Origin of the sequence: Brevundimonas sp. BAL450 (assembly GCF_015767455.1) — a bacterium.
Taxonomy (GTDB): Bacteria; Pseudomonadota; Alphaproteobacteria; order Caulobacterales; family Caulobacteraceae; genus Brevundimonas; species Brevundimonas abyssalis.
This window is the reverse complement of record NZ_JADWOW010000052.1, coordinates 78,904-97,056: the sequence shown is the minus strand read 5'-3', so window position 1 is coordinate 97,056 and position 18,153 is coordinate 78,904. Positions and strand designations below refer to the sequence as shown.

The window sequence follows — 18,153 nt, the reverse complement described above, 5'->3', positions numbered from 1 at the left end:
CCTAGATGGAAGCCCTAATCTATATACGCTTTTCCACTCCCAAGCAGGAGAGGGGAGCCAGCCGCGAACGGCAGTTGGAGCTGTGCCAGGAGTTCTGCGCCAGGAACGGCTGGCCTGTGCGCGAGGTGATCGAAGACTTGGGGAAGTCCGCCTGGAGCGGAGCCCATCTCTCCGCTGGCGAGTTGGGCCGCTTGGCCGAGCGGGTACGGAGTGGTGAGATCGGGCGAGACACCGTCCTGGTCGTCGAAAAGCTGGATCGCCTATCCCGTCAGGAGACACGCCTGACCCTGCGCTGGATGGAGGACATCTGCGCGGCCGGCCTGACCGTCGCAACCGTCGATGGGGCCAGAATCTATGATGACGCCAGCCTCAAGGCTGACCTGATGAGCGTCTTCGAGATTCTCATGCGGGCCAAGCTGGCCCACGACGAGAGCCAGCAGAAGTCCGAGCGCGTGCTGGACCGGATCGGCCGCAACATGGAACGGGCCCGGGTCACGGGTCAGATCATCACCGCGAAGGCGCCGGGGTGGCTGGTCGCCAAACCGGATCGCACCGGCTTCGACATCGTCGAGGAGAGAGCCACGCTCGTCCGGCAGATTTACGAGATGGCGGCCCAAGGGAAGGGGGCTGGCTGGATCGCCAAGGAACTGAATGAACGCGGTGTGCCAGCGTGGGGAAAATGGCGCAAAGCGACATCGACGCCGACTTGGGAAATCGGCGCGGTGAAGATGATCCTGAGCCAGCCTTCGGTCGAGGGCGACTATGTGCCGGGCTTCTCCAACACCAGCGCGAGGCGGACGAAATTCAAAGAGCCCGTCCGCGGCTACTATCCCCGGATCGTTGACGCGGATCTGGTGGCGCGGGCGCGCGCCCAGATCGAAGCGCGAAAGACGGGTCCGAGGAAGGGCGGTCGTCACACGCGGGGCGTGGCCAACCTGTTCGCCGGCGTGGTCCTGTGCGAGCAGTGCGGCAATCGCATGCACTTGCGCACAAGCGGCCAGCCGAATCCGAACCGATATTGGAAATGCAACTTCGCCGCCCGGGCTCGCGGATGCAGCCAGAAGGCCATGTTCCGATACGAGCCCTTCGAGCGAGCTGCCCTGGACGAAATCCTGCACCTCGTCCTGGACGACCGCTACTTCTCCTTGCCCGACCAGACCGCCGATCTCGCGCTGGCCCTGGCCGAACTCGACAAGACCATCATCGATCAGAACGAGCAGATCGAGCGCTGGGTCGAAGTGCTCGGCCGCCTCGGCGCTTCGCCGGCCATTGAAGCAAAGCTGGTCGACGCCGAGAGAGTGGTGAAGGACCTGGTCTCGAAGCGCGAGCACACCGCAAAGGCGCTGGAGGTCGCCCGAGGCGCCGTCAGTCCGATCGAGCATCTGCAGCGAGTTCAGGAAATCCGGGGAGCCTTGGATGACCCTGACCGTGATGTCCGGCAGGAAGCTCGCCTGCGGGTCCATAACGCCATCGTCGGCCTGGGCTGCACCGTCGTCTGCAGCGACGACCCAGAGGAGGGCCGGCAGATCGGCCTGTTCCTGCCGAACGGCCTCCTGGGCTGCATCTTCGACAACGATGGCCGAGTGGTTGCCCGGTTCGATGGGCTCGGGTTCATGGAGCATACGCATCCTGATGTGGACGAAGCCGAACTGGCAGCTCTAGCGACCGCGAAGCTTCCACAATTCGGCGACGAGGACGTGGCTTGGGTTCGCACCAACCCGACGACCAAGGGGTGGCTGGCGGCCTATATCGCGCGTTATCGAAAGGGCCGGTAAGGCGTCGATCGCGGGGTGCTCTCTAGACGGGCTAGTGGCTCAGAGTTAGGACTGATTGTAACAATAGGCTGTCCGGCGCGTGGGTCGAATGGTCTTCGATGTTCATTTGGAGATCATGCCTTGGCCCGACTGCCCGCCCTCGTGGACGCCTTCTCCGCCCATGACCCGCGCGGTCGTCCGACCATCGCCCACATCGCTCGGCAACTCCGTAACGATAGCGAGATCGAATCCACGCGGCGGGGCGCCGGCGGCGCCAAGATGACGTTTCGCGACGCCGCCACCTTGTTGATCGGCGCCTGCGGCGACATGAACCCCGCAGGTGCGGTGAAGGCCGTGGATCGAATGCGGGGCTTCACTCTCGATGTGGCGGACCACCTAGCCACCATGCAGGGAGAGGACCTGCCGGAACATTTTACCTGGCTCCGCGACGCCGAGAACTTCGGGGCGGTCGTCGAAGGCATGATCGCGCGGGCGCCGGAGTTGAAGGCTTGGGGGGAGGATTATGACTCCTTCTGGTCCGACGTGGAGGGCGGCGTCAGCGGGGCTGAGTTCTCCATGCGCCGGGCCGCACAGAGACTGCGTCTGCCCGGAGCGGGCTTCATGCCCGGTTTTGCGCGTGCGGTCCGGATCGTCTTTCACCCGCCGGCGCTGGCCGCCGAGGTGCATCTCGGCTGGGTCTGGCGTTCGCTTGAGGATGCTGACGCCTTCCACGGCTATTACGCTCATCCGGACACCTGGGCGCAGCAGCGACGAGAGACCGACGCGCCGGAAAACAATCTGATCACCATCGAGGTCGGCATTCCCCTCCTCATGTCCCTGCATCACACGGTGAAGGATGGCTAGCAGCCGCACGCCCGCGTCCGGCCAACAATAGATACCTTGACTCCTTATTCCCGATCCGCCATCTCGTAGATACCGTTTGTATCAACGAGGAGGTTGGTCATGCACCACCGTCTTGATCTGGGCGCCGCTCCGGCCATGCCGGTGCGCGACCCGTCCCACGGCGGGATGATCGCCGCCCAACGCCTTTCGGCCCGCGAGGCCGAGGCCGCCGCCGGTCTGGAAAAGGACGACGCGGCCCTGCTGCCGCTGATGATGTGCCTGGCCCGTCTGTCGGCGCGCCAGCACGTTCAGGAGATGCTGTAATGGCGGGGCGTCGCGTCGCCCTGCATGGGCAAGGCTACGGAAACGGCAGCCGTTGGACCGATACGTTGGGAGAGCTCGGCTGCACGGCCCGCGCCCTCGACCTGCGCGTGGTCATGGTCGACGGCGATCCGGCCGACATGGTCCTCGGCAAGGGAATGAAACGCCTGCTCACGCGCCTGTCGCACGACGAGGTCGATGTGATCCTGACCGAGTTGGACGGGAAGGCGGTCGCTATCGCTCTTCCGGACGCCGGTCTCTTCACTGTCAATCCCGAGGAGGTCCCCTAATGAGCACCAAGCCTCCCCCTGGCGCGCGGATCGCCACTTATGCCCGCTACTCGAGCGATCGCTCTCCGGAAAATCCGTTCAAAGAGCAGATGCGCCACCTGCGCGCCCAGTCGCGGACGCGCGGACGGGAGCCGGTCCACGTCTTCCGTGACGTCACGCCGGGCGAAGTCCCGCACAACCCGTCGCAGGATGATGCCGAACCGGAGGGCGGCGAATGAAGTTGCCTCCTCCCAAGACGCGCGCCGCCATCTACGCTCGCAAGGCGACGACGCCCGCCGCGGTCGCGATCGATGACCAGATCACGTCCTGCCGCAACTTCATCGAAGATCAGAGTTGGACGGAGTCTGGCGTCTATGCCGATGCGGCGGGCAGCGGTTCGACCTTCGCTAATCGAGATGGCTTTTTCACCCTGATGGCGGCGGCCGGGCGAGGCGAGTTCTCCGTGGTGCTGGTTAGCGACATCGATCGCCTCAGCCGCAGCCCGAGCGCGGTGCTTCAGATCGTCCGGGAACTCGACGATCTGGGTATCGCTGTCTGCACCGTGCAGTCGGGCCTGCTTGATACCCTGGGTGTTCAGTTCAAGGCGGCCATGGACAGCAGCAATGCTGGGAGCTCGGGCGGGCGCGGTCGCCGCAAGTCCTCGGCAACGATCCTCCGCGAAATCACGGGTCCTGACGAGGCGGTGGTGCGGCGCATCTATAGCCTCTTCGCCCGCGGGCTCGATGTTGGTGAGGTCTGCCGTCGCCTGAACCAGGAAGGTGCTTCGGACCAGCCTACCGCGTCCCAGGAGGACGGCGAATGATGCCGCCGGCCGGCACGCCCGTCGCCATCTACGCCCGCTACTCCTCGTCGCTTCAGTCGCCTATGTCGATCGAAGATCAGGTCGCTCTCTGCCGTGACTACATCCAGCGCCACGGCTGGGTCGAGGTCGGCGTTTACGTCGACGCGGAGCGCAGGGGCACCACCTGGGTAGGCCGCGACGGCTACTTCAGCATGATGGCGGACGCTGACCGCGGCAAGTTCAGCATTGTCCTGACTGAAGACCTCGATCGCCTGAGCCGGGTTCCCTCGGGCACCCATCTGGTGATCGAGGAACTCGAGGCCTTGGACATCGTCGTTTGCACGGTCAGTTCCGGGATCGTTGACGATGTGGATGTGGCGTTCAAGGCCGCCCAGAATTCCCGTTACGTGCGCGGGCTAGCCGAGAAGGTCCGCCGTGGCCAGTCGGGCATGGTCCGTCGCGGCCTGAACGCGGGTTCGGTGGCTTATGGCTACCGGAAAAAGATCATGCCCAATGGCGAGCGCGGTCACCGCGAGATCGTGCCGGAAGAGGCCGCGATCGTGCAGCGCATCTTCCGCATGGCCGCCGCAGGCCTTAGCGGTCTGGATATCAGCCGCCAGTTGAACGCGGAAAGCGTGCCCGGCCCCCGCGGCAAACCGTGGCAGTCCAGCACCCTCTACGGCAACAAGACGTCCGGCACCGGCATCCTGCGCAATCGGCTCTACATCGGCGTCAACGAGTACGGCGCCACCACGCGTAAGCACAACCGCGCCAAGGGCACGGTCACGATCAAGGTGACGTCTCAGGACGCCCGCACGCGCAGCGAATCCCCGCATCTGCGCATCATCGACGATGAGCTGTTTGAGACGGTCCAGGCGCGGCTTGAGGCTGCTGGGTCCCTGAAGGTGCACGAGCGCCGGCGCGTGGAGTATCCTCTGACTGGCCTGGTTTACTGTGGCTGCTGTGGGTCCAAGTACACCACGCTGCAGGAGAAGCTGGGCTGCAAGGGACGGGTTCAAGGCGTGTGTGACAACCGTCGCCGCGTCGCCCGCGAGGTTGTCGAAGACACCGCTCTCGCCGGCATCAAAAGCCGTCTGCTCAAGCCCGAATTGATCGAGCCGTTCCTGGCGGAATACCGCGCCGAGGTCGCCCGGGCGATCCAGGAACATCAGCAGCGTGTTGAGGGTGGCGCCAAGCGCCTGGCGGTTCTGGAGGAGGAGAAGGCCAATCTGGTGGCTCAGATGCGCAAAGGCATTCTGGGCGAGGTGCTGGCCGAGGAACTGGCGCGGCTGGAGATCGAGCGCCGCAACCTGCAGCGCGAGATCAAGGGCCGTCCGCCCGAACCGGCGCCGATCCTGGATGCCGCCACAGTGGTCGCCCGTCTTGAAGTCTTGCTGGATGACTTGAAGACCCATCTGAAGGGGGCTGACGAGAACGCTGTGCGCGCCCGCGACATCCTGCGCAGCTTCATCGAGCGTATCGAGATCAAGCCCATCCTGCTGGCCAAGGAGCACAAGCGCGGCATCGGGCCGGTCCGGATCACCGTCTTCGGCCGCCTTAACGCCCTCTTGGGCCGCGCGGCGGACGGTCACGAGACCCAGTCCACTTCAGGTACTCAAATGCGTCAGGATCTCGCGAACCTGGAGTTCCGCTACTGGGTTGATTTCTTTGGCGATGATGGAACACCTGATGCTCAGGGCTTCGCCGACCTGGCCCTGATTTCGACGGCCTTGGTCGAATCCGGGGTTCCCGTAGGCCGTTCAGCTCTGATCGACATTCTCGCCAAGGCCGACAATGTAACGCCGGACTATGGCCGTTTTCAGCCGCTCTCGGATCGGGTGAAGGCGGCGCTCGCCTACCTGCGGGCCGAAGGAGATGCGCGCCCGATCCAGGGCGGCCTGCCCTCGACGTCCTGGGTGTCGAACCGGCTGCCCCTGACCGACGAGCAATGGCGGCGGCGTGCGCGCAACGAGGCCCCGATCTCCGAGCCCATGCCTATCCCGTCGATCTCCCTCGGGGCCCCGACGGCCGATGTGGTGACGATCGGCAAGAAGGGGAGGAAGCCCGACTAGACACAGCCCCACGCCCTCCGCCTTCGCGGCTTCCTGACCCTCCCATCTTCTCCCGAGGTTTGTACCATGACCCTCAATTACGGCCGCGCGGGCGGCCCCATGCCTCCCTCCGATCGACCCACCACCCAGCACCCTCACGGGCCCTTCGCGGCCACACTGTCTCCCAGCATCTTCGCGGGGGCTCGCGGCGCCTACGGCGACGACCTCCTTCTCGCCTTTGGCTCAACGACGGGTCGTGCGTGCGGCTGCGCGCCGAGCGGCCCAACCATGTCTGGTCCTACGACTTCGTCAAGGACCGCACCCAGGACGGCAGGAAGTTCCGCATGCTCTGCGTGATCGACGAGTTCACGCGGGGGGCTCTGGCGATCCGGGTCAAGCGCAGGCTCAACTCCACCGATGTGCTGGAGACCTTGGCGGACCTGATGATCCTGCGCGGGCCTCCAGCCTATGTTCGCTCCGACAACGGACCGGAGTTCATTGCCACGACGCTGCGTGAAGGGATCGCCGCCGTCGGCTCGCAAACCGCCTATATCGAGCCGGACAGCCCCTGGGAGAACGGCTACTGCGAGAGCTTCAACTCCAAGCTTCGGGATGAACTTCTGAACGATGAGACCTTCTTCAGCCTGGCTGAGGCCCAAGTGCAGATCGAGGCGTGGCGGCGTCGCTTCAACGCCGTGCGTCCCCACAGCGCTCTGAAATACCGACCGCCGGTGCCGGAAGCCGTTATCCCTCGCAGCAGAAACATCGTGCCGTGGGCGAGCGCTCGCCCAACCCAACGATGGCGTCAGGCCGCCCATGAACTAACATCAAAACCGGATCACCCCATGTCAGCTACGTGGGAATGGCGTGTTCAAGCGCACCCTCACCCTTCTTGAAAACAATCTGGATATTCTCGAGCAATCGGCGCAGGATCTCCTGCAACGAGAGACACTGGACGAGCCCAATCTTGTGGCAATTGGGTCCAAGGTGAAAAGAACGGAAGCGGTCGCTGCGTGACACTGTCACTGGCGCAGATGATAGGCGAACAACCCCGACCGGATAATGAAAACGGAGAAGACGAATGGCAAACGGAGCTTGCGATATTTGCGGTCGCCCGGCGACGGCGCGCGTGCGCGCGTCGGTGAACGGCAGGGTTCAGAACATGGAGCTTTGCGACCAGCATTACAGCGAAATGGCGCGCCGGTCGGGGCGCAGCGCCTCGCCGCTGGAGTCCCTGTTCGGACGGCGTTCCCTTCTTGACGAATTCTTCGGCGAGAGCGGTTTCGGCAGCCTCTTTGGTGACAGTCCGCTGCGAGGCGGCACGCTCGGCTCTACGGGTGATGGCGATGACGCTGTCGTCGACGCCACTTTCGGCGAGGGCGCGCCGCGGCGTGGATCGCGGCGCGGCGGCGGACGCACCATCGCCGACCGGCTGAGCGAACAGGGCAACAAGCTGCTGCAGGATACAGCACAGAAGGCCGGGGAATTCGGGCGCAGCGAGGTCGATACCGAACATCTGCTTCTGGCACTGACCTCGTCCGACGTCGTCAAAACGATCCTGGAACAGTTCAAGGTCGATGTGGACGACCTGCGGCGCCAGGTTGAGAAGGAAGCGAAGCGTGGAGAGGCCAGGACGGAGGGCGAAATCGGCGTCAGTCCTCGCCTGAAGGACGCGCTGAACCGGGCCTTCATCGCCTCGAACGAACTCGGCCATTCCTATGTCGGTCCGGAGCACCTGCTGATCGGCCTTGCCGAGGAAGGTGAAGGCCTGGCCGCGTCGATCCTGCGCAAATACGGATTGACGCCGCAGGCGCTGCGCCAGCAGGTGACCAAGGTCGTGGGCAAGGGTGCCGAGGAAGGCCGCGTGGAGGCGCCTTCCAGCACGCCCGATCTCGACCAGTTCAGCCGTGACCTGACGAAGCTCGCCCGCGAGGGCAAGCTCGACCCCGTCATCGGCCGCGCCCGCGAGATCGAGACGACGATCGAAGTGCTGGCCCGCCGGAAAAAGAACAATCCGGTGCTGATCGGCGAGCCCGGCGTGGGCAAGACCGCCATCGTCGAGGGGCTCGCACAACGGATCGTCGCGGGCGAGGTGCCCGAGGCACTGCGCGACAAGCGGCTCGTGGAGCTCAACATCAACTCAATGGTGGCCGGGTCGAAGTATCGGGGCGAGTTCGAGGAGCGGGTGCAGAAGATCCTCAAGGAGATCACCGAGGAGAAGGACAGTCTGATCCTGTTCATTGACGAGATCCATACCATCGTCGGCGCCGGCCAGGGCGGCGGCGAAGGCGGTCTCGACATCGCCAACACCTTCAAGCCGGCGCTGGCGCGGGGCGAGCTGAACCTGATCGGTGCAACGACGCTCAACGAGTACCAGAAATATATCGAGAAGGACGCAGCACTCGAACGCCGCTTCCAGCCGGTCTATGTCGAGGAACCCACGGTCGCTCAGGTCATCATGATCCTGCGGGGTCTGCGCGACACGCTGGAGGCTCACCACAAGGTGACGATCACCGACGAGGCCATCGTCGCGGCGGCCGAGCTTTCGGACCGCTACATCACTGGCCGCTTCATGCCTGACAAGGCGATCGACCTGATCGATCAGGCCGCCGCACGTGTGAAGATCAGCGCCACAGCGCGCCCCGTGGACGTCCAGGAGCTGGAGGCCGAGGTCGCGCAGATCAAGCGCGAGCAGGACTATGCCGCAGCCCGCAAGCAATTCGACCGGGCAGCGGAATTGAAGAGGGAACTCGAACAGAAGCAGAAGGAACTGGACGAGCTTCTGGAGATCTGGAAGCGCGACCAGGCCTCCGCCACCGCCGAGGTGCGCGCCGATCATGTCGCGCAGATCGTCTCGAAGATCACCGGCGTTCCGGTCACCGAGCTGACCACCGAGGAGAAAGACAAGCTCCTCAAGCTCGAGGAGAAGCTGCACGAGCGCGTCATCGGCCAGGAAGAGGCCATCCGCGCCGTGGCGGATGCGGTGCGCCTGGCGCGCGCAGGACTGCGCGAGGGACGCGGCCCGACCGCGACATTCCTCTTCCTCGGGCCGACCGGGGTTGGCAAGACGGAACTGGCCAAGACGCTCGCCGAAGTGATCTTTGGCGATCAGGACGCAATCATCCGCATCGACATGTCCGAGTATGGCGAGCGCCACTCGGTCGCCCGGCTGGTGGGCGCGCCTCCCGGCTACGTCGGATACGACGAAGGCGGGCAACTGACCGAGAAGGTGCGCCGTCGGCCCTACTCGGTCGTGCTGCTCGACGAGATCGAGAAGGCGCACCCGGATGTCTACAACATTCTGTTGCAGGTGTTCGACGACGGTCGGCTGACCGACGGCAAGGGGCGCGTGGTGGACTTCACCAACACCATCATCATCGCCACGTCGAACCTCGGTTCGGACATCATCCAGCGCAACCTCAAGAAGCGCGGCACCAAGGAGTTCGACGAGGCAAAGCAGAAATCCGAGCTGATGGAGGTGTTGCGCGGTCATTTCCGGCCAGAGTTCATCAACCGGATCGACGAGATCATCGTCTTCCACTCGCTGAACCAGTCGGAAATCCGCCAGATCGTGGGGTTGCAGCTGAACCGGGTGAAACGGACCGCCCTCGGCCAGGGCGTCGAGCTCGAGTTCGACGTGAGCGTCGTGGATCACTTCGGCGCGGTCGGCTTCCGCCCCGAATTCGGCGCCCGCGAGCTGCGCCGGCTGATCCGGTCGGAGTTGGAGACCGAGTTGGCCCGCGAGATGCTCTCGGGGCGGATCGAGGATGGTGACAAGGTCCGCGTCGCCTGGTCGGCGGACGAGCAGAAGGTCGTGTTCGAAAAGATCGCAAAGGACACCGATGACGACAGCCCGGACGATCAGGCCAAGGCCGGGATCGACGAGTCCGGCAAAGTTGCCGGAGGCAAGGCGCACGCTCCGACGCCCGACGTCCCGGCCGAGGCCAAGGATGAGGTGCAGTCCAAGGACGACAAATCCGCCGGGTGACTTTGCGAAGGACTGGCCCGGCGCGACGACGGTCGCGCCGGCCCATTTCGTCGAAAGCGATAGCAGGTCACACGCCATGAAACTCATCAGAGCATTTCGCAATCTTGACCGGCACGGCCAACAGCGCGCGCCTGAGGTCATCGAGGAAGAGGTGCGGCAACTTGCACCGCACCTTGCGCGCTTTCGCGAGGATCTGGTCCGGCTCGAAGTCGTTGCCTCGCAGACGAGGGGCAAGAAGCGCATCAAAGTCAGCCTGCGCCTGCAACTGCCGTCGGGCGTGATCGCGGCGCGGGAAGAGGGATTCGAGATCGAGCCTGTCCTGCGCAAGGCCTTTGCCGACCTGCGCCACCAGGTCGATCGGCATGTGGCGCGCCTCAAGCACGAGCCTGAATACAAGCGTCCCGCCCGCCGGCGCCGGATCGGCGCCCCGCTGCCGCCCGCGCGGGATGCGGCGGAAGCGGACCGGCGCCAGCTCTTCTTTGACCTGATCGAGGATCATCTCGATATGGTCTACGATACCGTCAGGCGCGAGTTGACCTATCTCGAGTGTAGCGGGTCTGTGCCGGCTGGCTACCTGAGCGTTCGCGATATCGTCGATGCGACGATCCTCAAGGGGCTGGCCCGCTTCGAGGATCGGCCTTCGGAGTTTTCCGTCGGCGACTGGCTGAAACGGCTGGCTTTTGAGACCATCGAGGAAGAATCCCGCGCCGCCCGCCGCGCCGTGCCTGAGGATGCCGCCTCCATCGAGGCGGAACCCGAGGCCCCGGCGGAGGATCCGACCGAGGCGGATCAGGCGATGTTCGAGTTCTACCAGCCCGACGAAGTGCTGATGCTGGAGGACCTCATCGCCGACGACGGCGGCACAGACCCCGAGACCGAAGTGGATCGTCATAAGATCGCCATGGCACTGCACCGGGCTATCGCAGATCTTGCTCCGGTCGAGCGCCGCGTCCTGTATCGGATGTACCTGGAAGACGCCGCGATCGCGGAGACGGCAGACCTTTTCGGCCTGACCGAGACAGAGGTCGCCGAGATCGCAGAAAATGCGGGCGCGACACTACGCGCGAGGCTTGCCGAAGCCGGGTCGGTCAGAGATCCATCAGGCCGCGCGCCCATCCAACGGGAAATCGCTCACACGCAGCATCTGCCTCAGCCGATCGAGGATCGCCGCCGCTTGGCCGCCGCCCTAACCGGCGAGGAGGCCGGCTCCGACACCTGACATGGAACTGAATAGGAGATCGACCAATGACCACAGCCTCTGAAAACCCGACCGACAAGATGCAGGACATGCTGTGCAGCCTGTCCCGGAATTGGTGGGCATTCGTGTTACGCGGCGTGCTCGCATTGATCATCGCAGTGCTAGCCTTCGTCATGCCTGCGGAATCGCTTCTGGTGCTCACGCTGGTCTTCGGCGCGTTCGCCTTTGCCGACGGCGTGTTCGGCCTCGTCGCCGCGATACGTAACATCCGCAAGGGCAAACGCTGGGGCTGGCTGATGTTCAGCGGCCTCCTGGGGATCGCCACCGGCGTCGTCGTGGTTGTCTCGCCATTTGTCGCAACGCTCGTGCTTGCGACATTCCTCTGGGCCAGCATCGCATTCTGGTCCGTGTTCTCCGGCGTCCTGGAAATCGTGGCGGCGATTCGCCTGCGCAAGGAAATCAAGGGCGAAATCTGGCTCATCCTGAGCGGCCTTCTGTCCGTCACCCTGGGGGTCTTCGTGACCTGGATGCTGCTGACGCGCCCGCTCGAAAGTTTTCTTGCGCTTGGCTGGCTTCTTGGCTTTTACGCCGCCTTCTTCGGAGCAATGATGCTCCTGCTGGGCCTGCGGCTGCGCCGCGCCAATCACACGGAGCACGACAAAGGTCCCGACGCCAACCAAGCCGCTGGCACATGACTCGCGGAATGACGACCGGGCGGCCCATCGGCAACGAGGATGATTTTACTCGATGGGACGAGACAATCTTTGACCGCTGTCTAAAGGCTGGTTTCAATCCTTTCGGCAGCGGTCCGACGCCGGTTTTCCCGCAGCCGAGTGGCGAAGAACAAAGCTGCGAGAAGCCCAATGTTCGGCTGAGGGCAGATTGCAAAGAGGACGATCGCCAATGAACTACAGATTGCGCGATCTTGCCTACCTAATTGTCGCCACCTCGTTTGGGGTCGGCATCTATTTTATGTTTCGCGCAATGTATATGTCGGAAGAGCCTCTACCGTATGCCCAAGAGGTGACGATGGTCTTTCTGGGCGCCGTCGTCACGATCGCACTTACCGCCGCTCTCCTTAATCGTCAGACAGAACTCGAGCTTCGGAAAGAAGGAAGGGTGATCATCCTTCAGCAGCAATGCGACATATACATGTCGTGCATAGAAAAGGTCGCGGAAATTGTCGAGAATGCAAAGCATGAGGCCGGGCTGATCGATGATCTGAGGGTTCTCAATCATAAGCTTGCGGTGGTAGCCAGCGAAGAGGTTGTGATCCGCTTTGCGGTCGTTCTCGACGCCCTGTTGTCCGGCTTTGCGGACGGTGCGCTTTCCGAAGCTGACGGCGAAAAGGTGATGCAGTCCGTTGCCGATCTGACAACGGCAATGCGATCTGACGTCCTCCAGAACACGGCCTTGACCTCAACGAATGCGGCGAGCGCCATTCGCCGCAACTCGACGCGAATGGAGAAACTTGACGATCTCAATTTTGAAGCGGAGGTCGCAAAGATTAAGAAGGAGAAACGTCATGATGCGCGGCCATAACCGCCCGCCCTTTCCGCCGACGATACCCGGGACCAACATGAGGACTTGGGACGTTCCGACCGCGATCATTTACCGGCCGGCTCGTTCCGCGATGACGTCGGCGCCGCGGCCCAACTACTGGATACTGGAATTCGAGCCTTCTCGACCCCTGCAGGTCGAACCGCTGATGGGATATACCTCCAGCAGCGATCCCTACCGTTCGATCCGGCTGAAATTTCCCGACCGCGAAAGCGCCGTGGAATTCGCGGAGCGGCAGGACTGGCGCTATTTCGTGCGTTAGGACGTGGCTCACCGGCATGCGCCTGACCGCTGGCGGGGAGAGGAACGGCATCGACTCCACAAGGGAGCCAATGCGCCGGAAGCCTTCCGCATCCCGTCCCGCGTGGATCACGGTCGCTCGGATCACCGCCTCCGGCGCGCGGTCGAGCAGAAAGGCACGGTGGACCTGTCGTCGCAAGAACAGGCCGAATTCGATCCGGTGCTCGAAGCCTCGCTCGAATCCTTCCCGGCCTCCGATTCCCCGGCCTGGACGGCGTGACGATGGCCGGGAAAGAACAATGAACGGAATGTCTAGAGCGTTTTTCGATCAGCTAGGCTCAGGACTCATAGCCAGAACAGGACGGTTGCGGCGAGGGCTATGGCGGGGAGGAAGACGGTTGGGCAGCGATCGTAGCGGGTTGCGACCCGCCGCCAGTCTTTGAGCCTACTGACGTGCCCTGACGTGCCCCCCTCTGCTCCCTCGATCATTGTGAGAGCCCAGGGGGTTGATAGCCGATCTGCTGCGCCGGCGGGAGCGGCCGTGCGGCGGAGCTGATCAAGTTGCGCAGCCGGACGGCCGCGGGGTTCAGGCGCACCGCCTCCGGGGTCAGTCCCCCGTGCGCCGAGTGCGGCCTGACGTGGTTGTAGTCGATGCGCCAGCGCTCGATGACGGCGCGGGCCTCGGACATCCACGTCGAACTGCTGGTGGACAACAGCTTCCGCAACATCGTCGAGGAGGGCTACGACGGCGGCGTGCGCCTGGGCGAGAGCCTCGAGAAGGACATGATCGCCGTCCGCATCGGGCCGGACTGGCGCCTGGTGGCGGTCGCCTCGCCCGCCTACTTGGCGGCGCACGGGCGGCCGGATCATCCGCAGGATCTGATCCGCCACCGCTGCATCAACATGCGCCAGGAGACCTCGGGCGGCCTCTATGCGTGGGAATTCGAGAAGGACGGCCAGGGCCTGAAAGTCCGGGTGGACGGCCAGCTGACCTTCAACAACCCCTATGCGATGATCGATGCGGCGGTCAGCGGCTTCGGCGTCGCCTATGTCCCCAAAGACATCGTGGAGACCCATACGGCCTCCGGCGCATTGGCAGTCGTCCTGGACGACTGGTCGCCGGGCTTCGACGGCTACTTCCTCTACTATCCCAGCCGCCGCCAGAACCTCCCGGCCTTCCAGATCGTCATCGACGCCCTGCGGCATCGCTAGCTCAAGCGACTCCCGCTCTGTCTCAATGGGACATTTCTTCAGCGAACAGGAGGCTCCTTTGGCGTGGCGGCTTTTGGCGCGATCTGGTCATTTCTTGTGGCCGAAGACTCAGTTCACCTATCGGAATAAATCCATCTGCCGGATCGCATCAGCGGGAACGCGAAACCGACTCTCGTCGAGACTGTGGCGGGGGGCATCCAGACCGTAGCGTTTCACCGCCGCTTTGAAACGCGCGGCGATCAGGTCCGCCACTGGGCCGGTGCCTTTCATACGTTGGTTCCAGTCGGGATCGTAGTCGCGGCCGCCCCGAGTCTGGCGGATGAGGGACATGACCCGTTTCGCCCGGTCCGGCCGGGCGTCGGTCAGCCATTCGCGAAACAGGTCCTTGATCTCCAGCGGCAGGCGCAGCGTGACATACATGGCGGATGTGGCGCCGGCCTTGGCGGCGACCTCCAGAACCGATTCCAGTTCGTGGTCGTTGAGGCCGGGGATGACGGGGGCGAAGCCCACGCCGACGGGGCATCCGGCGTCGGCCAGGCGGCTGATGGCTTCCAGCCGTTTCGCCGGGGTGGAGGCGCGCGGCTCCATCGCTCGGGCCAGGCCCCTGTCCAGGGTGGTGATGGAGATGAAGGCCGAACACAGGCCTTCACGTCCCATGGGTCCTAGGATGTCGGCGTCGCGGGCGATCAGCACCGACTTGGTGATGATGCTGAACGGGTGATTGAACCGTCGCATAACCTCGAGCACGCCGCGCGTGATCTTCAGGTCGCGCTCATGGGGCTGATAGGGATCGGTGTTGCCGCCTATGTGGATGCGCTTGCAGACGTACTTCCCGGCGCTGAGTTCCTGTTCCAGGAGACGCGTGGCGTCGGGTTTGAAGAAGATCCGGCTCTCGAAATCCAGGCCCGGGGATAGGCCCATGTAGGCATGGGACGGACGGGCGTAGCAGTAGCAACAACCATGGGCGCAACCTGTGTAGGTGTTGATGGAACGCTCGAAACCGACGTCGGGGCTCTGGTTACGAGTGATGATGGTGCGGGAGCGGAGGGGTGTTATCGTGGTCGGGATTTGGAGGGAGGCGGGAGCATCCTCGTCGGTCCAGCCGTCGTCGAAGGCCTCCACCTGGTGGGTTTCGTATCGACCGCTGCGGTTCGATTTGGCCCCACGGCCCCGCGCGGCAGGTGTCGGTTTCGGTGTGCCAATCATGACGGTGTAACAGGGTGGTAAAGCCAGCCATGTTCGCAACCTCGATACGGATTGATGGATCGGTCGAAGCCCACGTCGGGGCTGTCGTTCCGGGTGATGATCTTCCTGGCCCGCTCGGGCGTGAGGGTGGTGCGCAGGGGCGCGGCCGCCGCGTCGTCGCCGGTCCAGCCGTCGTCGAAACCCTCTTCCCGGTTGCTCTCGTATCGGCCGGATGCATTGGATCTGGCCCCTCTGCCCTTTGGGACGGTGCTGGACGACATGCCCACACCATAGCGCAGATATAGAACAAAACAAGAACAAATACGGCATTAGAAAACCCGGCGTGCAGCCGGGTTTTCAATGTCGCTCAGGGATGAGGGCTCACCAACAGTCTGGATCGTCCCAGTCCGCATATTCGCAGTCGTCATCGAGGGATCCATGGGCCGTGCTCACATTGCCGATCACTTCGGAAATGTTGAGAACGGCGTTGGTCGTGCCCTGGGAATAGCGCCCCATCCAGATATCATATCGCCCCGACTGCGGAGCCGTGGCGGCGAACAGGGGGTTCAGATCGCCGGCGCCGTCATCGTTGCAATGCCATGAACCGTCCGGCCCTCGCACCACAAGGGTGGTGTCCGTATCTGAACGGGCGGAGATCAGCAGCGGCAGACTTCCTGAGCCGGCTCTCCACTCCAGTCGGGCCGTAGGCGCATCGCTGATGAAGCCGACGCAACTGGAACTGAAATCCCCAGCCCGGACGTTCCCGCCTGCGGTGACATTCAGGGTTCGCGGATCCGGTACGAATCCGGCCGACAGGTTGATGACCCCGAATCTGGGCGACAGATAATGATTGGGGGGACGGCCGGTCACCACGGCTCGAGGGGTAGAGTCCAGCGGCCGTGAGAATGAAGACAGCGAGCCGCCCGTACTGTCGCTCAGTTCAGTGATTCTGAACGTGGCGGCGCCCCGGGTGTTGGAAAATGTCCCGATCCAGACGTCATATCGGCCTGTCCGGGCGCTCCTGGCCTCGAACAGGGGGTTCAGCCCGACTCCGCCGTCGTCGTCGCAGTGCCAGGCTCCGCTGGATCGCGCACCAGTATGGTGGGGTCGCGCTCCGCGCTGGTGGTCGTGAAGAATAGGGGCAGGCCGCCGCTTCCGCTCGACCAGTGCAGGCTGACGGTCGGCGCTTCGCTGACATAGCCCGAACAGCCGGACTGGAAATCGCTCACCCGGATCGGTCCGCCCGCGTTGACCCGCAGGTCATGCGGATCGGGAAGGAACCCGGCGCTCAGGTGAATATCCCCATGAAGCGGTCGAAGATTTGGATTCGGCCAAGATTGCGCTGCGACATTTCCCGTCAACAGCATAGCGAGCGCCCCCGCCCCCCATAAACTCTTCATTTTTTCGTCCTCTTCAAGCGCCGCTTTTCCCGACAGCGGTGTGCTGATCATGAACCTTGCCGGTCATCGTGTCGCGGTGATCGGAACCGTTGGAAATGAAGAAAGGCCCGGCGTTGAGCCGGGCCTTTCCTGAAGCCTACTGGAGTTCGGTGATCACCAGGGTGGCCGGCGCCGTCTGTTCGCCGAAGGTGCCGATCCAGATGTCATACTGGCCGGAAGTCGCGTTGCGGAAAACGACGCGGGCGTTCAGGCTGCCGCCGCTGTCGTCGTCGCAGTACCAGCGACCGTCGGGACCGTTGATGACCAGGGTGGTGTCGCTGCTCGAGCGCGTTCTGAACACGAGAGGCAGGCTGCCGCCGCCGTTCCAGTTCACCCGCACATCGGGCGCGCTGGCGATGCGGCCGTTGCATCCCGACGCGGTATTGCTCGCGTTGATGCTGCCGCCGGCGACGACCTCAACCGTGCGGGGGTCCGGGGTGAACCCGGCCGACAGGTTGACCGTGCCGAAGCTGGGCGAGCGGGAGACATCCTGCGCGACGGCCGGCGCGGACATGAGCACGGCCACCGCCGCCAGGCCAAGAATTTGTTTCATCAGAAGAACCTCAAGCGATTTGAAAAAATGTCCGTTTCAGGGACACGGCTACGCTTACTAGCGGAAGCGTAGCCGTAACACGAACGGCGTGTTCATCCGCCGTTCATAAAAAAAGGCCCGGCCCTTGCGGGGCCGGGCCTCTCTGGTGCGCAAAGGCAGATCAGTTGCTGTACAGTTCCGAGATCGACAGGGTCGCCGACACATAGTCGCCGCCGTAGCTGCCCACCCAGATGTCGTACTGGCCGCTCATGGGGCTTCCGAAGCGCAAGGACGGGTTGGTGCCCTCGCCGCTGTCATCGTCGCAGTACCAGCGGCCGTTCGGAGCGTTCACCACCAGGGTAGTGTCACGCGAGGAGGACGCCGAGATAATCAGCGGCAGATTGCCGCCGCCCGACCAGTGCAGGCGCACGTCCGGCGCCTGTGAGATGTAGCCGTAGCAGCCCGAGAAGCGCTCGCTGGCGCGGATGGTGCCCCCCGCCGTGACGCTGATGTTGTAAGGATCCGGCGTGAAGCCGGCCGACAGACGCACCGTGCCCGCATGCGGGCTGGCGGAAATATCCTGAGCCGCGACGGGCCCGGCGACGAGCAGCGCCGCAACGGCAACGCCCAGAAGGTTTTTCATGGTGAACACCCCAGATAATCAGCCCCACGCGCACTGCGCGCGCTCTTCAGACAACAGCGATACTACACGCCCTTATCGTTCTGCAAAGCTGATTGAACGTGACGCGTGAAACGCGG

21 protein-coding genes and 2 pseudogenes are annotated in these 18,153 nt (G+C 63.8%); 15 read left to right on the top strand and 8 right to left on the bottom strand.

Features of this window, described 5'->3' with window-relative positions; genetic code table 11:
* Positions 1-5: 5 nt before the first annotated feature.
* The 14 genes and pseudogenes from IWC96_RS09505 (at position 6) to IWC96_RS09440 (ending at position 13,306) form a co-directional block, all read left to right on the top strand.
* Positions 6-1,775, top strand: a complete 1,770-nt coding sequence (locus IWC96_RS09505) for a recombinase family protein (protein ID WP_196838800.1) — start codon at positions 6-8, stop codon at positions 1,773-1,775.
* A 141-nt stretch (positions 1,776-1,916) separates the two neighbouring features.
* On the top strand, positions 1,917-2,618 hold the full coding sequence (locus IWC96_RS09500) for a hypothetical protein (protein ID WP_196838799.1): 702 nt from the start codon (positions 1,917-1,919) through the stop codon (positions 2,616-2,618).
* 99 nt (positions 2,619-2,717) lie between these two features.
* Positions 2,718-2,921: a hypothetical protein gene (locus IWC96_RS09495; RefSeq protein WP_196838798.1), complete on the top strand. Its 204-nt coding sequence runs from the start codon at positions 2,718-2,720 to the stop codon at positions 2,919-2,921.
* Positions 2,921-3,208, top strand: coding sequence for a hypothetical protein (locus IWC96_RS09490; protein WP_196838797.1), 288 nt, complete (start codon positions 2,921-2,923; stop codon positions 3,206-3,208). The genes IWC96_RS09495 and IWC96_RS09490 overlap by 1 nt, the downstream gene beginning before the upstream one ends.
* Positions 3,208-3,426 carry a hypothetical protein gene (locus IWC96_RS09485; RefSeq protein ID WP_196838796.1) on the top strand — a complete coding sequence of 73 codons (219 nt, stop codon included), beginning with the start codon at positions 3,208-3,210 and terminating at the stop codon, positions 3,424-3,426. Before IWC96_RS09490 ends, IWC96_RS09485 begins: the two co-directional genes overlap by 1 nt.
* Entirely contained in the window at positions 3,423-4,010 is a 588-nt protein-coding gene (locus IWC96_RS09480) for a recombinase family protein (RefSeq protein ID WP_196838795.1), read from the top strand. Before IWC96_RS09485 ends, IWC96_RS09480 begins: the two co-directional genes overlap by 4 nt.
* Entirely contained in the window at positions 4,007-6,061 is a 2,055-nt protein-coding gene (locus IWC96_RS09475; RefSeq protein WP_196838794.1) for a recombinase family protein, read from the top strand. Before IWC96_RS09480 ends, IWC96_RS09475 begins: the two co-directional genes overlap by 4 nt.
* 209 nt (positions 6,062-6,270) lie before the next feature.
* A pseudogene (locus IWC96_RS09470) lies at positions 6,271-6,936 on the top strand (integrase core domain-containing protein); the annotation flags it as partial.
* A gap of 185 nt (positions 6,937-7,121) precedes the next feature.
* Complete coding sequence (locus IWC96_RS09465) at positions 7,122-10,028, top strand: ATP-dependent Clp protease ATP-binding subunit (RefSeq protein WP_196838793.1); 2,907 nt, start codon at positions 7,122-7,124, stop codon at positions 10,026-10,028.
* Between the two features lie 76 nt (positions 10,029-10,104).
* Complete coding sequence (locus tag IWC96_RS09460) at positions 10,105-11,247, top strand: sigma-70 family RNA polymerase sigma factor (protein ID WP_196838792.1); 1,143 nt, start codon at positions 10,105-10,107, stop codon at positions 11,245-11,247.
* Positions 11,248-11,273: 26 nt separating this feature from the next.
* Complete coding sequence (locus IWC96_RS09455; RefSeq protein WP_196838791.1) at positions 11,274-11,921, top strand: HdeD family acid-resistance protein; 648 nt, start codon at positions 11,274-11,276, stop codon at positions 11,919-11,921.
* A 208-nt stretch (positions 11,922-12,129) separates the two neighbouring features.
* Positions 12,130-12,768, top strand: coding sequence for a hypothetical protein (locus IWC96_RS09450; RefSeq protein WP_196838790.1), 639 nt, complete (start codon positions 12,130-12,132; stop codon positions 12,766-12,768).
* Positions 12,752-13,048, top strand: a complete 297-nt coding sequence (locus IWC96_RS09445) for an NADH dehydrogenase ubiquinone Fe-S protein 4 (RefSeq protein ID WP_196838789.1) — start codon at positions 12,752-12,754, stop codon at positions 13,046-13,048. The genes IWC96_RS09450 and IWC96_RS09445 overlap by 17 nt, the downstream gene beginning before the upstream one ends.
* Positions 13,049-13,051: 3 nt before the next feature.
* Positions 13,052-13,306, top strand: coding sequence for a hypothetical protein (locus IWC96_RS09440; RefSeq protein WP_196838788.1), 255 nt, complete (start codon positions 13,052-13,054; stop codon positions 13,304-13,306).
* Between the two features lie 65 nt (positions 13,307-13,371).
* Here the strand turns inward: IWC96_RS09440 and IWC96_RS09435 are convergent.
* Positions 13,372-13,473: pseudogene (locus IWC96_RS09435) on the bottom strand (IS5/IS1182 family transposase); the annotation flags it as partial.
* Between the two features lie 38 nt (positions 13,474-13,511).
* Positions 13,512-13,715 carry an integrase core domain-containing protein gene (locus IWC96_RS16000; RefSeq protein ID WP_370541125.1) on the bottom strand — a complete coding sequence of 68 codons (204 nt, stop codon included), beginning with the start codon at positions 13,713-13,715 and terminating at the stop codon, positions 13,512-13,514.
* Here IWC96_RS16000 and IWC96_RS09430 point away from each other — a divergent pair.
* Positions 13,678-14,238: a LysR substrate-binding domain-containing protein gene (locus IWC96_RS09430; protein WP_196838787.1), complete on the top strand. Its 561-nt coding sequence runs from the start codon at positions 13,678-13,680 to the stop codon at positions 14,236-14,238. The two genes, IWC96_RS16000 and IWC96_RS09430, sit on opposite strands and share 38 nt — an antisense overlap.
* A gap of 117 nt (positions 14,239-14,355) precedes the next feature.
* Here IWC96_RS09430 and IWC96_RS09425 read toward each other — a convergent pair whose 3' ends face one another.
* From IWC96_RS09425 to IWC96_RS09400, 6 genes are all read right to left on the bottom strand, one after another.
* Positions 14,356-15,444 (bottom strand): PA0069 family radical SAM protein, encoded by a 1,089-nt coding sequence (locus tag IWC96_RS09425; RefSeq protein ID WP_196838863.1) that lies wholly within the window; start codon positions 15,442-15,444, stop codon positions 14,356-14,358.
* Complete coding sequence (locus tag IWC96_RS09420; RefSeq protein WP_370541124.1) at positions 15,441-15,704, bottom strand: hypothetical protein; 264 nt, start codon at positions 15,702-15,704, stop codon at positions 15,441-15,443. The genes IWC96_RS09425 and IWC96_RS09420 overlap by 4 nt, the downstream gene beginning before the upstream one ends.
* A gap of 100 nt (positions 15,705-15,804) precedes the next feature.
* A complete protein-coding gene (locus IWC96_RS09415) occupies positions 15,805-16,293 on the bottom strand; it encodes a peptidase S1 (protein ID WP_196838786.1) in 489 nt (162 codons plus the stop codon).
* Positions 16,294-16,463: 170 nt separating this feature from the next.
* The gene (locus IWC96_RS09410) at positions 16,464-16,874 is read right to left on the bottom strand and encodes a hypothetical protein (RefSeq protein ID WP_148291394.1); all 411 of its coding nucleotides are present in this window, start codon (positions 16,872-16,874) and stop codon (positions 16,464-16,466) included.
* An 85-nt stretch (positions 16,875-16,959) separates the two neighbouring features.
* Complete coding sequence (locus tag IWC96_RS09405; RefSeq protein WP_021696109.1) at positions 16,960-17,415, bottom strand: hypothetical protein; 456 nt, start codon at positions 17,413-17,415, stop codon at positions 16,960-16,962.
* A 160-nt stretch (positions 17,416-17,575) separates the two neighbouring features.
* Positions 17,576-18,037 carry a hypothetical protein gene (locus tag IWC96_RS09400; RefSeq protein WP_045318651.1) on the bottom strand — a complete coding sequence of 154 codons (462 nt, stop codon included), beginning with the start codon at positions 18,035-18,037 and terminating at the stop codon, positions 17,576-17,578.
* Between the last annotated feature and the right edge of the window lie 116 nt (positions 18,038-18,153).